This is a genomic window from Streptomyces sp. NPDC101152 (assembly GCF_044768275.1).
Lineage (GTDB): Bacteria > Actinomycetota > Actinomycetes > Streptomycetales > Streptomycetaceae > Streptomyces.
Genome location: NZ_JBIWPO010000039.1, coordinates 20,231 through 38,910, shown reverse-complemented (window position 1 = coordinate 38,910; position 18,680 = coordinate 20,231). Strand labels below are relative to the sequence as shown.

The 18,680-nt window shown below is 70.8% G+C and carries 17 protein-coding genes, 2 tRNA genes and 1 riboswitch; of the genes, 13 read left to right on the top strand and 6 right to left on the bottom strand.

What is annotated here, in order from left to right; translation table 11 throughout:
• Positions 1 to 59: 59 nt before the first annotated feature.
• Entirely contained in the window at positions 60 to 1,643 is a 1,584-nt protein-coding gene (locus tag ACIRVK_RS34090; RefSeq protein ID WP_404254026.1) for a metallophosphoesterase, read from the bottom strand.
• 85 nt (positions 1,644 to 1,728) lie between these two features.
• Here ACIRVK_RS34090 and ACIRVK_RS34085 point away from each other — a divergent pair, with 85 nt between their 5' ends.
• From ACIRVK_RS34085 to ACIRVK_RS34065, 5 genes are all read left to right on the top strand, one after another.
• Positions 1,729 to 2,079: a metallopeptidase family protein gene (locus ACIRVK_RS34085; RefSeq protein ID WP_041819691.1), complete on the top strand. Its 351-nt coding sequence runs from the start codon at positions 1,729 to 1,731 to the stop codon at positions 2,077 to 2,079.
• Between the two features lie 840 nt (positions 2,080 to 2,919).
• Entirely contained in the window at positions 2,920 to 5,034 is a 2,115-nt protein-coding gene (locus ACIRVK_RS34080; protein ID WP_404254024.1) for a DEAD/DEAH box helicase, read from the top strand.
• A gap of 139 nt (positions 5,035 to 5,173) precedes the next feature.
• Positions 5,174 to 6,745, top strand: coding sequence for an amino acid permease (locus ACIRVK_RS34075; RefSeq protein ID WP_404254022.1), 1,572 nt, complete (start codon positions 5,174 to 5,176; stop codon positions 6,743 to 6,745).
• Positions 6,746 to 6,843: 98 nt separating this feature from the next.
• Positions 6,844 to 6,916 (top strand) — tRNA-Lys (locus ACIRVK_RS34070).
• Between the two features lie 343 nt (positions 6,917 to 7,259).
• Positions 7,260 to 7,592 (top strand): hypothetical protein, encoded by a 333-nt coding sequence (locus ACIRVK_RS34065; protein ID WP_404254020.1) that lies wholly within the window; start codon positions 7,260 to 7,262, stop codon positions 7,590 to 7,592.
• Between the two features lie 64 nt (positions 7,593 to 7,656).
• On the opposite strand, the gene ACIRVK_RS34060 is transcribed toward ACIRVK_RS34065, so the two are convergent.
• Entirely contained in the window at positions 7,657 to 8,061 is a 405-nt protein-coding gene (locus tag ACIRVK_RS34060; protein WP_404254018.1) for a hypothetical protein, read from the bottom strand.
• A 333-nt stretch (positions 8,062 to 8,394) separates the two neighbouring features.
• Between ACIRVK_RS34060 and ccsB the strand changes: the two genes are divergently transcribed.
• Positions 8,395 to 9,534, top strand: coding sequence for a c-type cytochrome biogenesis protein CcsB (ccsB, locus tag ACIRVK_RS34055; RefSeq protein WP_404254016.1), 1,140 nt, complete (start codon positions 8,395 to 8,397; stop codon positions 9,532 to 9,534).
• Between the two features lie 31 nt (positions 9,535 to 9,565).
• On the opposite strand, the gene ACIRVK_RS34050 is transcribed toward ccsB, so the two are convergent.
• Positions 9,566 to 9,967: a hypothetical protein gene (locus tag ACIRVK_RS34050; RefSeq protein ID WP_404254014.1), complete on the bottom strand. Its 402-nt coding sequence runs from the start codon at positions 9,965 to 9,967 to the stop codon at positions 9,566 to 9,568.
• Positions 9,968 to 10,073: 106 nt separating this feature from the next.
• On the opposite strand from ACIRVK_RS34050, the gene ACIRVK_RS34045 reads away from it, so the two are divergent.
• Together ACIRVK_RS34045 and ACIRVK_RS34040 are read left to right on the top strand one after the other, a co-directional pair.
• Entirely contained in the window at positions 10,074 to 10,322 is a 249-nt protein-coding gene (locus ACIRVK_RS34045) for a winged helix-turn-helix domain-containing protein (RefSeq protein WP_404254012.1), read from the top strand.
• Between the two features lie 27 nt (positions 10,323 to 10,349).
• A complete protein-coding gene (locus ACIRVK_RS34040) occupies positions 10,350 to 10,868 on the top strand; it encodes a hypothetical protein (protein ID WP_404254010.1) in 519 nt (172 codons plus the stop codon).
• A gap of 174 nt (positions 10,869 to 11,042) precedes the next feature.
• On the opposite strand, the gene ribA is transcribed toward ACIRVK_RS34040, so the two are convergent.
• Complete coding sequence (gene ribA / locus ACIRVK_RS34035) at positions 11,043 to 11,684, bottom strand: GTP cyclohydrolase II (RefSeq protein WP_404254008.1); 642 nt, start codon at positions 11,682 to 11,684, stop codon at positions 11,043 to 11,045.
• Between the two features lie 139 nt (positions 11,685 to 11,823).
• Positions 11,824 to 12,336, bottom strand: coding sequence for a MarR family winged helix-turn-helix transcriptional regulator (locus ACIRVK_RS34030; RefSeq protein ID WP_404254007.1), 513 nt, complete (start codon positions 12,334 to 12,336; stop codon positions 11,824 to 11,826).
• Positions 12,337 to 12,406: 70 nt separating this feature from the next.
• On the opposite strand from ACIRVK_RS34030, the gene ACIRVK_RS34025 reads away from it, so the two are divergent.
• Entirely contained in the window at positions 12,407 to 13,537 is a 1,131-nt protein-coding gene (locus ACIRVK_RS34025) for a dihydrofolate reductase family protein (RefSeq protein WP_404254005.1), read from the top strand.
• A 79-nt stretch (positions 13,538 to 13,616) separates the two neighbouring features.
• Positions 13,617 to 13,690, top strand: a tRNA-Met gene (locus ACIRVK_RS34020).
• A 78-nt stretch (positions 13,691 to 13,768) separates the two neighbouring features.
• Here the strand turns inward: ACIRVK_RS34020 and ACIRVK_RS34015 are convergent.
• Positions 13,769 to 14,542 carry a phosphotransferase gene (locus ACIRVK_RS34015; RefSeq protein WP_404254003.1) on the bottom strand — a complete coding sequence of 258 codons (774 nt, stop codon included), beginning with the start codon at positions 14,540 to 14,542 and terminating at the stop codon, positions 13,769 to 13,771.
• Between the two features lie 378 nt (positions 14,543 to 14,920).
• Between ACIRVK_RS34015 and ACIRVK_RS34010 the strand changes: the two genes are divergently transcribed.
• The 3 genes from ACIRVK_RS34010 to ACIRVK_RS34000 all read left to right on the top strand — a co-directional run bounded on the left by ACIRVK_RS34010 (position 14,921) and on the right by ACIRVK_RS34000 (position 18,640).
• Positions 14,921 to 16,171: an AI-2E family transporter gene (locus ACIRVK_RS34010; protein WP_404254001.1), complete on the top strand. Its 1,251-nt coding sequence runs from the start codon at positions 14,921 to 14,923 to the stop codon at positions 16,169 to 16,171.
• Between the two features lie 235 nt (positions 16,172 to 16,406).
• Positions 16,407 to 16,564: riboswitch (cyclic di-AMP (ydaO/yuaA leader) on the top strand.
• A gap of 11 nt (positions 16,565 to 16,575) precedes the next feature.
• Positions 16,576 to 17,598 (top strand): M23 family metallopeptidase, encoded by a 1,023-nt coding sequence (locus tag ACIRVK_RS34005; RefSeq protein ID WP_404253999.1) that lies wholly within the window; start codon positions 16,576 to 16,578, stop codon positions 17,596 to 17,598.
• A gap of 97 nt (positions 17,599 to 17,695) precedes the next feature.
• Positions 17,696 to 18,640: an aldo/keto reductase gene (locus tag ACIRVK_RS34000; RefSeq protein WP_404253997.1), complete on the top strand. Its 945-nt coding sequence runs from the start codon at positions 17,696 to 17,698 to the stop codon at positions 18,638 to 18,640.
• Positions 18,641 to 18,680 lie beyond the last annotated feature (40 nt).

Below are 18,680 nucleotides of genomic sequence, written 5' to 3'. Positions count from 1 at the left end.
CTCAGCGCGTCGGGGACGTGAGAAGCATATGGGATGCGGGGAGGGATCGCCAAAACGGATTACGGGGTCGAGGGGGAGGGGGACGGTGAGGTGGGAGTGGCGGATGGTGTGGATGGGGTGGCGCCCGGCTTGTTCTCGTCCGGGAGGTGGCGGCTCACCTCCGCCGTCGTCTCGCCCAGGCCGCCCAGTTTGATCGCGTCCCAGGCCTGGAGGCGCCGGGTGGCGCGGTCGAAGTAGAGGATCGAGGCCTCGATGGGGGCCGGGTACTTGTGTTCGAGAGCGCGCAGCCCGCTGCCGCCGGTCGAGCCCTCCATGCGCAGCCGGGTGCCGTGCTGGAGGATCTCGTCGCCCTCGTGGTGGAGGTGGCCGCAGAGGACAAGGGGGACGTTGCCGTCGACCTCGCGGGCGGCGGAGGGTTCGTGGACCATGGCGACGTCGACGGGACTGCCGGCCGCACGCTGGTCGTTCAGGGCGGCGGCGAGCCGGTCGCCGGCGAGTTGTTCGGACGCGTCGGCGCCGGGTTTGTTGGAGCGGTCCGGGGTGAACTGGGGATCGCCCATGCCGGCGAAGCGCAGTCCGGCGATCGTCTCGGCGCTGCCGTCGTCGAGGACGTGGACGTTCTTCATGCGTTTCAGGTAGCGCTGGGTCACTGCCGAGTCGTGGTTGCCGCGGACCCAGACGTACGGGGCTCCGAGGTCGGCGATCGGGTCGAGGAAGCCGTTCTCGGCCGACGATCCGTGGTCCATGGTGTCGCCGGTGTCGGCGATGACGTTCACCTTGTACTGCTGCACGAGCGAGGCGATGATCTTCCAGCTCGCGGGGTTGAGGTGGATGTCGGAGACGTGCAGGACGCGGATGGTGGTCGGGTCGGGCTGGTAGGCGGGGAGGGTGGAGGTGACGTCGTACAGCTTGGTCACGTTGGTGACCAGGCGGGCCAGTTCCTTCTGGTAGACGTCGAATTCGGTGACGATGCTGCGGGCGCTGCCGACCAGGGAGGGGGCGGAGGAGAGCAGGCCGGAGTACTTGGGTTCCAGGACGGAGTCGGGGTTCCAGGTGGCGTAGGCGGAGGCGCCGGAGGCCATCAGGAGTGCGAGGGCGGTGCCGCCGGCGGCGAGGGCGCGGCGGGGTCGGCGGTAGACGGCGAGGCCGAGGGCGGTGGCGCCGGAGACGACGGCGACGCAGGAGCGCAGGGCGAGGTCGAGGGTGCCGTGTTCGACGTCGTGGGTGACCTCGTTCTGGAGGCCGGAGAGTCGTTCGGGGTGGGCGACGAGGGCCTGGGAGCGGGCGGGGTCGAGTTGGTCGACGTTGACGTCGAGGCGGACGGGGGCCTGGTGGGTGTCGAGTTCGAGGGCACCCAGCGGGGAGATGTTGATCTTCGTGCCGCCGGACAGGGACGGGCGCAGGGTCATGGTGGTGTTCATCGGTCCGACCGGCACCCGTACGTTGCCCACGATCAGCAGGCCGAGCCAGGCGCCGAGCAGGACGACCGCGAGGAGGCCGAGGGCGCGGGCCCAGGGGTGGGGTTGGGGGACGAGTTCGGCGGTGGGGTGCCGGCGTCGGGAGCGGTAGTGGCGGGCGAGGGTGCCCGGGGAGGTGCGGACGCGGTTCAGGAGGGTCGACGCGATGGCGGGGACGCGGGCCATTGGTCCCGTATGCCCAAGTCCGGGCGTGGGTATGCGAGCGGGTTGCTGACTCTCGTACGTGCGTCGGGTGGCCGACAATGGGCGTGTGCTGGAGATGACGCGCGAGGAGTTCGAGGAACTGGTCGCCGAGGCGCTTGACCGGATTCCGCCGGAGTTGACGCGGCTGATGGACAACGTCGCGGTGTTCGTCGAGGACGAACCGCCCGCTGACGACCCGGAGCTGCTCGGGCTGTACGAGGGCACGCCGTTGACGGACCGGGGGGAGTGGTACGCGGGGGTGCTGCCGGACCGCATCACGATCTACCGCGGGCCGACGCTGCGGATGTGCGACAGCCGGGAGGACGTGGTGGCGGAGACCGAGGTGACGGTGGTGCACGAGATCGCGCATCACTTCGGGATCGACGACGCGCGGCTGCACGCGCTGGGGTACGGGTAGTCCCGGCGCGTGTCCTCTTGTGGGCGGCGGGAGTTGAGCAGGTTGACTTCTCCCTCCGCCTGAGAGGTGGCTTCCCGTGCGCCCCTTGTACGTACCTGTCCGTCTGGCCGCCACGGTGGTCGCCGTCGCCGCGGCCGCCGGTTGTGTGAGTGTGGGCGGGGACGGGGGAGGCGGGGGCGTGAAGCCGTCGCACTCGGCGGGTCGGCGGGCCGGTGAGGCGGCGGACGCTGGGTCGGCGGTGTCCGGGGGCGGGTCGGGGTTCGGCGCGGTGGCCGACGGCAAGCACGGGGACAGGAAGGGCAAGGGGGCGCAGAAGGCGGGGGAGCCGGCGTCGCCGGGTGTCTCGCCGTCGGTGGGGGCGAGCCGGTCCGCTCCCGTGGCCGGGGGGCCGGGGAAGAGCGCCGATCCGGGAGGTGGGGCGCCGACCGGGGCGCAGCCTTCCGTGAGCCAGTCGGCCGCGCAGCCGACGCCGAGTGCGCAGCCGACGGTTTCGGCCTCCGTGTCCACGCCGTCCGCGCAGCCGTCGTCGTCGGCGCACCAGGGGGCGCCGCAGTGGGAGGACCGTGAGCCGGCGCCTGCGGCCGGGTCGCCGGTGTGATGGGCGCGGGGTGTGGGGTGGCGGAGTGACGTTGCCTACAGGGGCGGGGTCGGGTTTGCTTTCGGGGGTGGGGGGTGCGTATGGTGGTAGATCGTTTGATCCCATTGCCCGGCGCCATTGCAGAGAGCGCCGCGTGGCGCGTTCTCTCCTTTGCCGTGGCTGACCGCATAGAGGCGGTCTTATTGCGAATCACGGAGTTGACGGGCGCGTGCCGACGAGACTCCGGAAGGTTTCGCATACGCATGTCCATTTCCAGTACTGATCACGTCGTCGTGCCCGAGAACGGCGAGAACGAGGAGCAGGCCGCCCCCGAGGTGACCTTCGCCGACCTCGGTCTGCCCGAGGGTGTCGTGCGCAAGCTCGCGCAGAACGGCGTGACGGTCCCCTTCCCGATCCAGGCCGCGACCATCCCGGACGCGCTGGCCGGCAAGGACATCCTCGGCCGTGGCCGCACCGGCTCCGGCAAGACCCTCTCCTTCGGTCTGCCGACCCTGGCGCGGCTGGCCGGTGGCCGCACGGAGAAGCACAAGCCGCGCGCGGTCATCCTCACCCCGACCCGTGAACTCGCGATGCAGGTCGCGGACGCGCTCCAGCCCTACGGTGACGTCCTGGGCCTGAAGATGAAGGTCGTCTGCGGCGGCACGTCGATGGGCAACCAGATCTACGCGCTGGAGCGCGGTGTCGACATCCTCGTCGCCACCCCGGGCCGCCTGCGCGACATCATCAACCGGGGCGCCTGCTCCCTGGAGGACGTCGAGGTCGCCGTCCTCGACGAGGCCGACCAGATGTCCGACCTGGGCTTCCTGCCCGAGGTCACCGAGCTGCTGGACCAGGTCCCGGCCGGCGGCCAGCGGATGCTGTTCTCGGCCACGATGGAGAACGAGATCTCCACGCTGGTCAAGCGCTACCTGGTGGAGCCGGTCTCACACGAGGTCGACAGCGCCCAGGGCAACGTGACGACCATGTCGCACCACATCCTGATCGTGAAGCCCAAGGACAAGGCGCCGGTCACCGCCGCGATCGCCTCCCGCAAGGGCCGCACCATCATCTTCGTCCGCACCCAGCTGGGCGCGGACCGCATCGCCGAGCAGCTGCGCGAGTCCGGGGTGAAGGCGGACGCGCTGCACGGCGGTATGACGCAGGGCGCGCGGACGCGGACGCTGGCCGACTTCAAGGAGGGCTACGTCAACGCGCTCGTCGCGACCGACGTCGCCGCCCGCGGTATCCACGTCGACGGCATCGACCTGGTGCTGAACGTCGACCCGGCCGGTGACCACAAGGACTACCTGCACCGCGCCGGCCGTACGGCGCGCGCGGGCCGCACCGGCACGGTCGTCTCCCTGTCCCTGCCGCACCAGCGCCGCCAGATCTTCCGGCTGATGGAGGACGCGGGCGTCGACGCCGGCCGGCACATCATCAACTCCGGTACGGCTTTCGAGCCGGAGGTCGCCGAGATCACCGGCGCGCGGTCGATGACGGAGGTCCAGGCGGAGTCCGCGGGCAACGCGGCGCAGCAGGCCGAGCGTGAGGTCGCCCACCTGACCCAGCAGTTGGAGCGGGCGCAGCGGCGCGCGAGCGAGCTGCGGGAGGAGGCCGACCGTCTGGTGGCGCGGGCCGCGCGCGAGCGGGGCGAGGACCCCGAGGCGGCGGTCGCCGAGGCGCAGGCGGAGGCCGCCGTCGAGGTGGCCGAGGTGTCGGTGCCCGAGCAGCCGGCCGCGCAGGACGTGGAGCGTACGGAGGCGGGGCCGTCGTACGAGCGTCGTGAGCGCCGGGACAACGACCGGGGCGAGCGGGGCTTCCGCCGGGATCGTGACGACCGTGGCGGGCGTTCCTTCGAGCGCCGGGACGACCGGGGCGAGCGGGGCTTCCGTCGGGACGACCGTGGTGGGCGTTCCTTCGAGCGCCGTGACAACGACCGTGGCGGTTTCAACCGGGACCGTGACGACCGTGGTGGCCGTTCCTTCGAGCGTCGTGACGACCGTGGTGGGCGTTCCTTCGAGCGCCGTGACAACGACCGCGGTGGCTTCAACCGGGACCGTGACGACCGTGGTGGCCGTTCCTTCGAGCGTCGTGACGACCGTGGTGGGCGCTCCTTCGAGCGCCGGGACAACGACCGTGGCGGCTTCCGTCGCGACGACCGTCCGGCGGGCCGTTCCTTCGAGCGCCGTGACGACCGTGGCGGTCACCGGGGCAGCGACCGTCCCTTCAACCGCGACCGCCGTGACGACCGTCCGGGCTTCCGCTCCGGCGGCCACGAGCGTCCTTACGGCCGCCGTGACGACCACCGGGGCACGGGCAACGGCTCCTCGTCCTTCGGCCGCCGCGACGACAAGCCGCGCTGGAAGCGCAACGGCTGACGCCGAGTGAGCTGAGCGACTGGGCAGAGCTGAGGGCCCGTACGACTTCGGTCGTGCGGGCCCTTCGCGTTGGGCGGAGGGCATTTTCTAGCCAAGTTGTGACGATTGTCACGCCCCCGGTATGGGAATCGCTGGGGGCATGACAGATGACGCCATAGTGAGCGGGCAGTCGGGTCCGTCCCCCTCGGGACTGTCCGACGAGGAACGGCTTGCCCAGCTCGGCTACACGCAGGTCCTGGCCCGCCGCATGTCGGCGTTCTCCAACTACGCGGTCTCCTTCACGATCATCTCGGTCCTGTCGGGCTGCCTCACCCTGTACCAGTCGGGCATGAACACGGGCGGCCCGGCGGTGATCACCTGGGGCTGGGTCGCCGTAGGTCTGATGACCCTGTTCGTCGGCCTGTCGATGGCCGAGATCTGTTCGGCCTACCCGACCTCCGCGGGCCTGTACTTCTGGGCCCACAGACTCGCCCCGCCCCGCTCCGCGGCCGCCTGGGCGTGGTTCACGGGCTGGTTCAACGTGCTGGGGCAGGTGGCCGTGACGGCGGGCATCGACTTCGGCGCCGCGTCCTTCCTCGGCGCGTACCTGAACCTGCAGTTCGACTTCCAGGTCACGCCGGGCCGCACGGTCCTGCTCTTCGCGGCGATCCTCCTGCTGCACGGCCTGCTGAACACCTTCGGCGTGAAGATCGTCGCCCTGCTCAACAGCATCAGCGTGTGGTGGCACGTGCTGGGCGTCGCGGTGATCGTCGGCGCCCTGACCTTCGTACCGGACCACCACCAGTCGGCGTCCTTCGTGTTCACGAAGTTCGTGAACAACACGGGCTGGGGCAGCGGCGTCTACGTCGTCATGCTGGGCCTCCTGATGGCCCAGTACACCTTCACCGGCTACGACGCCTCGGCCCACATGACCGAGGAGACCCACGACGCGTCGACGGCCGGCCCGAAGGGAATCGTCCGGTCGATCTGGACCTCCTGGATCGCCGGCTTCGTCCTCCTTCTCGGCTTCACCTTCGCCATCCAGTCGTACGACAAGGAGCTCGCGTCCCCGACGGGGGCGCCGCCGGCGCAGATCCTGCTGGACGCGCTCGGGGCGACCGGGGGCAAGCTCCTGCTCCTGGTGGTGATCGGCGCCCAGCTGTTCTGCGGGATGGCGTCCGTGACGGCCAACAGCCGCATGATCTACGCCTTCTCCCGCGACGGCGCCCTGCCCTTCTCCCGCGTCTGGCACACGGTCAGCCCGCGCACCCGCACCCCCGTGGCGGCGGTGTGGCTGGCGGCGGCGGGAGCGCTGGTCCTCGGTCTGCCGTACCTGATCAACGTCACGGCGTACACGGCGGTGACGTCGATCGCCGTGATCGGTCTCTACATCGCCTACGTCATTCCGACGCTGCTGCGGGTGCGCAAGGGTGACGCCTTCGACCGGGGGCCGTGGCACCTGGGCCGCTGGTCGCAGCCGATCGGGGTGATCTCGGTGGCCTGGGTCGTCGTCATCACCGTCCTGTTCATGCTGCCCCCGCAGTCGCCGGTCACCTGGGAGAGCTTCAACTACGCCCCGGTCGCCGTCCTGGTCGTCCTGGGCTTCGCGGCGGCGTGGTGGGCCGCCTCGGCCCGGCACTGGTTCCTGAACCCCGAGCACGAACGCACGCTGGCCCGGGAAGCGGCCCGCGCGGTGTCCGCCGGCGGCGCCCCCGAAAAGGTTGATCCGTAACACTCCCGGCATACGGTGCAGCGCGACATGGCCGTGTCACCGATACCCGATCGGAGACACGGCCACGTCCGGCTATGCTCGTGGGGGCAACATCGCCCGGGCCCTTAGCTCAATTGGCAGAGCAGTGGACTTTTAATCCATTGGTTGTGGGTTCGAGTCCCACAGGGCCTACGGAGGCGGGGGAGGGCTTACCCCCTCCGGCCTGCTAAGCAGCGCCTGAGTCGGCTTCGGTCGGCTCGGGCGCTGCTCCGTTTTCCGGCTCTTGCGTGAGCGATGCCGAGCGGATGCGCCCGTGGGGCGGCCTTCGGGCCGGGCCTGAGTGAGTGTCAGGTCCATCATGCCTGCTCGGAGGCGGTTTGCGGTAGGACGGAGCGCACGTCGGTTCAGGCTTGTCCCAGGTGGTGGCCTGCCCGCAGACTCGTCGCCATCCACTCTCCGACGTCCGTGTCGGCATCCGTTCTCGGGTGTCGACGCGTTCGTCGTGCTGTCTCGTCGTGGGACGGCGCAGGTGGGGGTGAGGGAACGGAGGGGGATCGGTGGATCAGGACATGGTCATGCGGGCGGGGTTGAGCTGCTCAGCGCCAACCAGCGGGTGGTACGCGGCGTCGCGGGGCTGGGGATCTACCGCCTGCTGACGCAGGTCGAGCCGGAGGTGTACGGGTCGAAGCTGGCGTACGTTCTGGTGGAGGCCGGCGCGTCGCCGACGGTGTGGAGGCTGCCCGAGCAGCGGCTGGCGCTGTTGGACGAGGCGGTCGCGGTGGCATCGGCCCTCGACGCCGCGAATCCCTACCGCTCCAAGGTGCTGACGAAGGCGTTCGAGGCCAGGCGGGAACTCGAGGGACGGTAGGCCGGGTGCCCGGGAGCGCCGGGGCCTGTGGCAGGTCCCGGAGCCCGTCGGACTGTTCCGGTGGTCAGCGCACCCTGACCGTCTCGGTCGGGGTGACCAACTGCAGGTGGAGCTTGTTCGAGCCCCAGTCCGTCTCGTAGAGCGCGCCGCGGAATTGCAGCGTGCCGCGGTGCGTCGTCTTCACCCAGGTGTCGACGGAGCCGCCGTCGAAGTCCGCTCCGTGGGCACATTTCACATTGCGCCAGCCTCGGCCGTGCCGCTCCTGTACGCAGAACTTCTGGAAGAGGTCGTCGTCTTTCGCGGCGTAGCCCTTCAGGTGGACGCGGCCGCCGACCTTCACGGAGTGCGGGCTCGCCTTGAAGGCGTAATCGGCCTTCGCGGAAGCCGTCACCGCGCTGAGTCCGAGTGCCGCCAGCCCGGCTGCCGCGACGACGGCCGCACGCGCGGCGCGTCGGTTGAGAACGCTCATCGTCTGTTTTTCCCCCTTCGGATGGTCTCCTGCTAGGCGACAGCGACAAACGGAGGATACGAGCCTGGTCACCGGTCCGCAGCCGCCGTTGGGTTCGCTGATCGCAACCTGTCAGAGGGCGAACGAGCGAGCGCCGTTGCCCCGTAAGTCGTCCTTTTTCGGCGTCTTGTCATCCCCGCGAGGGGTCACCACCCTCACGGCCGCACCGGTGTCAGCGGCTTCGAGCCCGCGTGCCACACTCCCGTTGTGATGCCAACTCCCCTTACAGCTGGCGGGTGTTCAGACGGTTTAGCCGTGCCCTTCCCCGCCGACTCGGTCCGGAAGGAGTAGTCGATGTTCCTCGGCGCTGCCGCGGTCAAGGTCAGTCTGGCCAACGTCTCCAACTACCTCATCTATTCGGCCATCTTCGTGTATCTGCTGGCGATGCTCGCCTATTGCGCCGAATGGGCCTTCGGAAGTCGGGGCAGGGTCGCCCGCATCTCCGCCGCGCACGCCGAGCGCGCCTCGCCCACCGGGACGGAAGCCGACACGGGGACGGCGCGGCAGGAGGCGCGCGTCGCGGGGGCCGGCGGTGGAGTGTCCACGCTCGTCCGCGCAGCGCCCGCCGTCGTCACCCGGGGTGGCCGGGACGGCCGGGGTGGTCACGGCCGCACCGGGGTGGCGGACGGCCCCGGGGCCGCCGGGACGGACGAGCAGGCCGACCTCCTGGGCAGGATCGCCGTCTCGCTGACCGTCCTGGGCTTCCTCCTGCATGCCGCGGGCGTGGTCACCCGAGGCCTGTCGGTGATGCGGCTGCCCTGGGGGAACATGTACGAGTTCTCCTGCGTCTTCGCGCTGACGGTGGTGGCCACCCACCTCGTCCTGCTGGCCGCCGGGAAGAACGTGCGCTGGCTCGGACTGCCGATCCTCATCGCGGCGCTGCTCATCCTCGGCCTGGCCGTCACGGTGCTGTACACCGCTTCCGAACAGCTGGTCCCGGCCCTCCACTCCTACTGGCTCGGCGTCCACGTCTCCGCGATGATCATCTGCTCGGGCGTCTTCTGCGCCGGCTTCGCGGTCACCGTCGCCTATCTGGCGCAGGAGTCCCGGGAAGGCCGCCTTGCCGCTGGAGAGGGACAGGGGCGAAGCCGCCTCGACGGCATCCTGGAACGGCTTCCCACCGCCGTCCACCTCGACATGCTCTCCTACCGCATCAACGCGCTGGTCTTCCCGCTGTGGACCTTCGCCATCATCGCGGGCTCCATCTGGGCCGAGAAAGCCTGGGGACGCTACTGGGGCTGGGACCCCAAGGAGACCTGGTCGTTCATCACCTGGATCGCGTACGCCGCCTACCTGCACGCACGCTCCACCGCCGGCTGGAAGGGCCGCAAGGCGGCGTACCTCGCCCTGGTGGCGTTCGCCTGCGTCCTCTTCAACTTCTACGGCGTGAATCTCTTCGTGGCCGGCAAGCACTCCTACGCCGGGGTGCGCTGAGTCCTGACGCGGGCGCGAGGCTCGCGCCCGCTCAGTGCCAACCGTCGCCGCCCTCCAGAAGTACGGAGACGTGCTGCCCGTTCACCAGCAGGTCCACGCTGACCGTACGGCGATCCAGCAGCCAGCCGACCCGCCGGGTGCCGGAATCGGCGGCGTCCAGATGCCAGCCGTGGTGGGCGGTCAGCCAGTTCCGTACCGCGGTTCTGGTCGCTGCGACCGGTTGCCCGGGCGGACCGGTGATCTCCAGCCCGCGGGAACAGACCGCACTGCGGCAGGGGTCGCCGCCCTGGCCGGACCCGGTGGCCGTGTGGCCCGGCGGCAGAGGGAGGACCAGGTCGGTGGGCGGCATCAGGGTGTCCCGGAGGCCGAAGTGGACGTAGTACGGCGTGAACAGCAGCATCACCAGCGCCGCGTACCAGCTCAGGGCCACCATACCGGTAACTGCGTCCCTCTGCACCCTACCGAGACCTTCTGCGTCCCAGCGCGTCGGAACGCGTTCCGCCTCTGCGGTATGCGTAGGGCTGCGGCACGGTGGAGAGATGACCGAGCTTCCGCGCTACGAGTACGTGAAAGTGGCCGACGCCATCGAGGCGGACATCGCGTCCGGCAAGTTGCCGCAAGGGGCCGCGCTGCCGGGCGAGCGGACCATGACCGACCTGTATCGCGTCAGCATCGGCACCGTGCGTCGAGCCGTCGTGGAACTCCGGAAGCGGGGGCTCGTCGCCACTCTGCCCGCGAAGGGGACGTACGTCATCGGCATGCCGGAGTCGGGCAGACCGAACGACTGAACGCCCCACCGGTGCCACACTGAGGCCATGCAATTCGCCAACTCCGGTCCCCGTGGAAGTGAACTGCAAAAAGCCCTGCACCAGAAGCTCCTTCAGGCGTTCCAGGACGGCCGTGCGACGGCCTACCGGCTGGCCTCGTCCGAGCGGCGCACGCCCTGCATCCTCGCGGAGTGGCAGGAGGGGAACGGTGAGTTGGAGTTCGTGACGCTCCTTCACGGACGGTGGGCCAAGGGCCCGGAGCAGGTTCGGGTCACCACCTGGCGGGAGCTTCCGGGGCAGTCGTACGAGCTTGACGAGATCGCGGAGATGGAGGAGGCGGCTCCCGCCGAGGACGTGTCGGTCCTCGTGGACGGCGAGTCGGTCGCCGGGACGCTCCACCGCGGTGCCGACCCCGACTCGTGGCAGGTGCGGACGGCCGTCGGCGACGCCCGGATCCTGGTGGTCGGCACCGGTGAGGTCGGGGAGCTGGCGCTCGAGACCGTCGAGGACATCGCGCCGGCCCTGGAGGCGAGGCGCGCGCTCCTGGACAGCCTGGGGCGGCCGTGAGGGCCTGGGCAGCGCCGATGGTGTAGTCCGCTCCTCCGCGCCCGGGGCGGTCGGCCGCCCACCGTGGCGGTATGTGGAAAGCGCTGCGGCAGGCCGGAGGTCGCGAGCCCCGTCGGCGGGCCGACCGTGATCGACGTCATGCTGCCGTGCGTGTGGTGACGGACCCCCGGGGGATCAGCCGGCGGTGAGTTCCGTCAGCTGTCCGAGGGGGAGCGTGTGCTGCGTCTGGAGCACCTTGGCGCGCAGGTAGCGCACGTTGTGCGCGGTGGTGAACACGCCCGTGGGGACGCGGTCGCGCACCGCGATGTCCTGGCCCCGCAGCTGCTCGGCCTTGTCGGGGTTGTTGGACAGCAGGTCCAGCTCCTCGATGCCCAGGGCCTGCAGCATCTGCGCGGCCGCCGTGTAGTCGCGGGCGTCCTCGGGCAGGCCCAGGGCCGCGTTCGCCTCGTAGGTGTCGAGGCCCTGGTCCTGGAGGGCGTACGCGTCGAGCTTGTTGTAGAGGCCGATGCCGCGGCCCTCCTGGCGCAGGTAGAGCAGGACGCCGCCGCGGTCGGCGATGCGCTCGACCGCCTCGCGCAGCTGCGGGCCGCAGTCGCAGCGGGCGGAGCCGAAGACGTCGCCGGTCAGGCACTCCGAGTGCAGCCGGACCAGGGGGACCGTACCCGGGGCCGGGGTGCCGAGGACGACGGCGACGTGCTCCTGGCCGTCGGTCAGTCCGTGGAAGGTGACCAGTTCGGCGTCGACGCTGTAGCCGTCGGCGAAGCGCAGCGGCACCCGGACACGGGCGCGCTCGGTGGCGGCGGGGAAGTCGGGCATGCGGGTCTCCGGGGTCCGTCCGTAGTCTGCCGGCGCCTGCTTCAGTTTTGAAACAGGTGCACGGTCCGCGACCCTACCCCATGCTTTAAATTTGAAGCAACAAGATAACGCCAGTATTACGGCGCACTTCACACGCCGGTCATGAACAGGGCGGCGTCGAGCGGCGGCGCCACGGCACCTCGTCGGTCGTCGGGCGCTCGTCCTCCTGGAGCCGCTGGACGATCCCCGTGCAGATCTCCTCCAACTGCCCGACCTGCTCCTCCGTGAGGTGGTCGAACAGCAGGGACCGTACGTTCTCCACATGGCCCGGGGCGGTGCGCTCCAGGACCTCCATGCCCTGGTCGGTCAGCACGGCGAAGCTGCTCCGCTTGTCCCAGCGGCAGTTCTCGCGCGTGATCAGCCCGTCCTTCTCCAGCCTGCTGACGGCGTACGTCAGCCGGCTCCGGGTGATCTTCGTCCGCTCGGCGAGATCGGTCATCCGCAGCCGCCGCTCCGGGGTCTCGGAGAGGTTGGCCAGGATGGAGTAGTACAGGTGGGGCATGCCGGCGTCCTGCTGGAGCTGCCGGTCGATCGCGTCCTCGACGAGGAACGTCGCCGCGATGTACGCGCGCCAGGCGCGCTGCTCCTTCGGGGTGAGCCAGCGAGTCGTCATGCCACCAGTGTAGGTTTGTTTCAAACTTGAACCAAGACCCGCCGTCCACCCACAAGCGCGGAGCGCGTCGATGCCCCACCCGTACGTCCTGCTGTCCGCCGCCGTCTCCCTCGACGGCTATCTCGACGACACCGGCCCCGAGCGCCTGCTGCTCTCCTCGCCGGCCGACTTCGACCGCGTCGACGAGGTACGGGCCTCGGTCGACGCGATCCTGGTCGGCGCCGGCACGATCCGCGCCGACAACCCGAGGTTGCTGGTCAACTCGCCCGAGCGCCGTGCCGCCCGCCTCGCCTCCGGCCGGTCCGAGTACCCGCTCAAGGTGACCGTCAGCGGCTCGGGCGAGCTCGATCCGGCGGCGAACTTCTGGCACACGGGTGGCGACAAGGTCGTCTACACCACGGACAAGGGCGGTGAGCGGGCGCGTGCGCTCGGCGTCGCCGCCGACGTCGTCCCGCTCGGCCCGGACCTCGACTGGCGCCGGCTGCTCGAGCACCTGCACGACGTGCGCGGGGTGCGGCGGCTCATGGTCGAGGGCGGTGGCCGTATCCACACCCAGCTGCTCCAGCAGGGGCTCGCGGACGAGCTCCAGCTCGTGCTCGCGCCCCTCTTCGTGGGCGACCCCGTCGCGCCCCGCCTCTTCGGCCCCGGCGGCTACCAGGGCGGACGGCTCAGGCTCGTGGAGAGCCGGCAGATCGAGGACGTCGTCCTGACGCGCTACGAGCCCACCGCCCCCGGCACCGGGCCGCTCCCCTCCGCCGCCGACCACCACTGGCTGCGCCTCGCCTGCGACCTGGCGGCCGAGTGCCCGCCCTCGCGGACCGCGTTCAGCGTCGGCGCGGTCGTCGTCGCCGCCGACGGTACGGAACTGGCCCGCGGTCACTCCCGCGAGGCGGGCGACCCCGTCGTCCACGCGGAGGAGGCGGCCCTCGCGAAGCTCGACCCCGACGACCCGAGGCTCGCGACCGCGACCGTCTACAGCAGCCTGGAGCCCTGCGCCCACCGCGCCTCCCGCCCCAAGCCGTGCGCCCGGCTGATCCTGGACGCGGGGGTGCGGCGCGTGGTGACGGCCTGGCGGGAGCCGGACACGTTCGTGGCGGGCGCCGACGGCAGCGGCCTGCTGGCCTCGCGGGGGGTCGAGGTGGTCGTCCTGCCCGAGTACGAGGAGCGGGCGAAGGCGCCGAACGCCCATCTGGCCGAGTGAGGAAAGCCAGGTGAAAGGGGGCGGGGGAAAACCCTGGTGCTGGGCGTCCCGCGGATGGCGTATGCTGGTCTCACAACGACGCGGGGTGGAGCAGCTCGGTAGCTCGCTGGGCTCATAACCCAGAGGTCGCAGGTTCAAATCCTGTCCCCGCTACTGAAGGCCGAGGGCCGGAATCCGGAAACGGGTTCCGGCCCTCGGTTTTCCCGGTTCTCGGTGTGTCTCCGGGTTTTCTCAAGCCCCGTCCAGCAGCAGCGCGCGGTTCTCCCGGAGCCAGCGGGCTTCCTCGCGCATCCCGGTCGCGTCGCCCCGGGCCAGGAAGCCGGCCCACGGTTCGGTTCCGCGCGCGCCGAGGCGTTCGATGCGCTCGGACTCGCGTCGCTGGAGGCCCTGCAGGGCGTCCAGTACGGCCCGCGGCTGCGTCCCGTAGGCGGAACAGAGAACGGCGAGGCGGGTGCGCAGGGCCGGCAGTCCTGTGAGGAACGGGTCCTGTCCTGGGTCCGTCGGGCGCAACGGCACGGCGTACCAGGCGAGTTGGGCCACGTCGTCCAGGGCGTGCCCGGGGGCCGCGAAGTCCCAGTCGATGAAACCGGTCAGGCGGTCGCCGTCCCAGATGGAGTTCCACGGGCCGAGATCGCCGTGGCGGATCACCAGGCCCGGCTCCCACTCCTCCTCCTGGCCTTGCCAGCGAGCGCCGGGCGGGGGCCGGAAATCGCGTACGGCCCGGTGGTAGTCGCGCAGCCAGTGACCGAGTGCCAGCACCCCGCGCGCGGTGCGCAGGCCCGGAGGCCAGGGTTTGAAGGCGGGCTCTCCGTGGAGCAGGGACAGCACCTCCTCCTCGCCGTCCGTGCCCAGCGCGCGGGGTGCCTTGCGGAAGCCCGCCGCCTCCAGGTGCCGTAGCAGCGCCTGCACGGCCGGGGTCCACTCCCGCACGGGGCGCCGGATGGTCTCGCCGACCCGCCGGACCGTGGTCACGCTGCCCTGGTCGGTGGCGCCGTCCTCAATCACCCGGCGAGAGTAAGCCAGTGTGATCGTCGACGTCACCGTGACGCGAGAAAGCCCCGGCTGGACGGGGGAGACCAGCCGGGGCGGTAAAGGGGTGGCCTGCGGAGGGCGGTCGCCTCTCGGCGAGGTGCTCCATGGGGCTTCAGCCGGACGATCGTCCCCATGGGCTGTAGGTGAGGCCCGGGGACACTGTCCCCTCCGCCGGCCACGTATCCCTCAACGGAGAGGCGTGGTGGGGTGTTCCCGGACGGCGGGATGCGCGAGGGTGAGCTGGGGCACACTCTCGGGCAGGCCCACCGGGGCAGATGGGCGAAGTGACTTTAGAAGTGGGCTCCTCGGGGGACACGTAGCTGCGTGGTTTCGATGACGTGAGGCGGTGACGTGCGGGTGAGTGACGCCCTGCGCAGGTCGCGCCGACGTCCCGGAGCGGGACCCGGCGGCAGCCGTGGCGCCGGTCCCGGCCAGCGGCGGATGCGGTACGTCGTGCTCGGCAGCCGGCCCGCACGCGGAGTCGGGACGGTGGCGGTCGCGCGCAGGTCGGCGACGACGGTGCGGCCGACCGGGGACGGTGTGGTGGTCAACCGCGGGCTGAAGGCGGCTGCCGCGTACGCGTGGCGGCTGCTGGTGCTCGGGGCGGCCGTGTACGCGGGGTTCGTGCTGCTGGGACGGCTGCAGTTGGTCGCCGTGGCCCTGTTCCTGGCCCTCGTCGTGACCTCCGTGCTGCGTCCGCTCGCCGATCTGCTGGCGCGCCTGCTGCCGCGGCCCCTGGCGGTGGTGGTGAGCGTGGTGGGCAGCCTGCTGGTGGTCCTCGGGCTGCTGGCGCTCGTCGGTGAACTGGTGGCGAGCGAGTGGGGCAAGCTGGGGCAGGAGTTCAGCGGCGGCGTCGGGCGCATCGAACGGTGGCTGCAGGGGCCGCCCTTCCACGTGAGTCCGGCCCTGACGTCGAACCTTCAGGACAAGGTGAACACCTTCGTCTCCCAGCACCGCTCCGTGCTGATCAACAGCGCCGTGAACGGCGCCAGCCGGCTCGTGGAGGTGCTGACCGCGGGGGTGCTCGCGCTGTTCTGCTCCCTGTTCTTCGTCCATTCCGGTGACAGGTTCTGGAGCTGGTTCCAGGACCAGCTGCCGCAGCGGGCGCGGGACCCGTTCAACCGCGCGGGCCGTACGGCGTGGCGGACCTTCGCCGGGTACACGCGCGGCATCGTCATCGTGGCGGCCAGCAACGCGGTGCTGGTCGGCATCGCCCTGTTCGTGCTGCGGGTGCCGCTCGCCCTGCCGCTGACCCTGCTGGAGTTCTTCGCCGCGTTCATCCCGCTGGTGGGATCGCCCATCGCGCTGGGCGTGGCCACGGTGGTCGCGCTGGCCACGCGCGGTCCTGCCATCGCGATCGTGGTCCTCGCGCTGATCGTCATCGTCGGCCAGATCGAGGGCCACGTCCTGCATCCGCTGGTCATGAGCTGGGCGGTCCGGCTGCATCCGGTCGTCGTCGCCGTCTCCGTCATCGCCGGCGGCATCCTGGCCGGGGTCGTCGGCGCGGTCGTCGCGGTGCCGATGGTGTCGGTCGCCTGGGCGGTGCACGGCGAACTCCGCACTCCGCCCCCCGAGCCGAAGCGTGCGCGAGAGCGGCCGTGACCTGTTCTTACCCGGGGTAATCGGGTGGCCTCTCTGTGTATGACAACTGACGCACCGTCAATTCCGGGGCCGCTCCCGCGGCGAGGTCAACTCGCCCGAATTTCGCCGGTCATGGCCCGTACGTCCGCACCAAAAACGTTTAATGATCAAGCCGAACTGCTTGGAAACGGCACCGTGGGTCTATTAACGTTCGATAACGCAGCGCGGTCGTCCCAGCCGTCACAAGAGGCGGCTCCGTGCGCACGCGCCGAATCCCGCAAGGGAACCGGGGAACCACCACCCTGGGGTGAATCGCGCGGATGCCGTCGTGGCAGCACGGCAGGTATACGCGCGTAGGAGACCTTCCTGCTCCGAACCCGTCAGCTAACCCGGTAGGCGAGAAGGAAGGAAAGGAGCACGCCCACGTGGCGTCCAACCCGCCTGCCCCGGCAGCCCCGTTCGTGCCGAGCACCCAGCCCTTCGGCTTCGGCCCCGGCAACGACGAGGGCCAGTGGGAGGAGTGGAACCCCACCGAGGAGTCCCTCCGCACGGTTCGCGGCCGGCACCGTGTCTCCCGGCAGCGCGGCGGGGGACTGGCCCGCAGCTCCACGGTTCTCGGCGTCGGCGTCATAGCCGCGGTCGGCGCGGGCGGCATGGCCAGTGCCAACACCGGCAAGCCGCCGGTGTCCATCTCGCTGCCGGACCTGGCCTCCGTGGCCCACGTCTTCGACGGCGGCTCCAGCGCCCCCAAGGGCTCCGCGACCGCCCTCAGCGACGTCGGCGTGAGCACCAAGGACGCCGCGCAGGGCGCCAAGGGCGCCGGTGAGGCGCTGCGCGACCGCATCATGGCGCAGGCCGAGGTGCAGCGGGTCCAGATCGACAGCAAGGCCCAGTACGCCACCGAGGCCGCGTTCGCCCAGCAGGTCGGCCAGGCCGCCGCCCAGGCGGAGAAGGACGCGGCCGCCCAGGCGCAGGCCGCGAAGGACAAGGCGCAGGCGGCGGCCCAGAAGGCGGCCGAGGCCGTGAAGCTCGCGAAACTGGCCACGCAGTACACGCTGCCCGTGGTGTCGTACACCATCACCGGCACCTTCGGTCAGGCCGGCTCCATGTGGTCCTCCGGCTACCACACGGGCCTCGACTTCGCCGCCCCCACGGGCACGCTGATCAAGGCCATCCACAGCGGCACCATCACCGAGGCCGGATGGGCGGGGGCGTACGGCTACCGCACGATCCTCACCCTCGACGACGGCACCGAACTGTGGTTCTGCCACCAGTCGTCGATCAACGTCAGCGTCGGCCAGAAGGTCGGCACGGGTGACGTCATCGGCCGTATCGGCGCCACCGGCAACGTGACCGGGCCGCACCTGCACCTCGAGGTCCACCCGGACGGGCAGGCCACCGGCATCGACCCGGCGCCCTGGCTGCGCGGCAAGGGCCTCAACCCCTGACCGGTACGCCACTGCGGAACGGCCGCCTCCGACTGTTTACGCGAAGTTTGCGGCCGTTCCGGAAGACAGGTCTCCGTCTCGGGCGTTGACGCTGAACATGACTTCTCTGCGCAAACTCGGCTCCTCCGACCTCGAGGTCTTCCCGCTCTCCCTCGGCGGCAACGTCTTCGGCTGGACCGCGGACGAGGCCACGTCCTTCGCCGTGCTCGACGCCTACGCGGCCGCGGGCGGCAACTTCGTCGACACCGCCGACGGCTACTCGGCCTGGGTCCCCGGCAACAAGGGCGGCGAGTCCGAGACGGTCATCGGCAAGTGGGTCAAGGCCCGCGGCAACCGCTCCGACGTCGTCATCGCGACCAAGGTGAGCCAGCACCCCGAGTACCAGGGCCTGTCCGCCGCCAACATCAAGGCAGCCGCCGACGCCTCGCTGCGCCGCCTCGACACCGACTACATAGACCTCTACTACACCCACTTCGACAAGCCGGAGATCCCCGTCGAGGAGATCATCGGCGCGCTCGACGAGCTGGTGACGGCGGGCAAGGTGCGCGCGATCGGCGCCTCCAACATCTCCGCCGAACGGCTCGCGGCCTCCCTGGAGTTCTCCGACCGGGAGGGCCTCGCCAAGTACGTGGCGCTGCAGCCGCACTACAACCTGGTCTCCCGCGACACCTACGAGGGCGCGCTGCAGGACGTCGCCGCGCGCTACGGCCTCGCCGCCGTCCCGTACTACGCCCTGGCGTCCGGCTTCCTCACCGGCAAGTACCGCCCCGGTACGACGGTCGACAGCCCGCGCGCGGGCGGTGCCGCCCAGCACCTGGAGACCGAGCGCGGCCAGCGCGTCCTCAAGGCCCTGGACGACATCGCCGAGGCCCACGACGCCCCCGTCGCCACGGTCGCGCTGGCCTGGCTCGCGGCGCAGCCCACGGTCGTCGCCCCGATCGCCTCGGCCCGCACGGTCGACCAGCTCCCGGCCCTGCTGGGGGTCGCGGACCTGACCCTGACGGACGCGGAACTGAGCCGCCTGACGGAGGCCTCGGCCTGACCGTCCCACGGCAGCCTCCGGCGGCGCCGAGCCCGCCCCG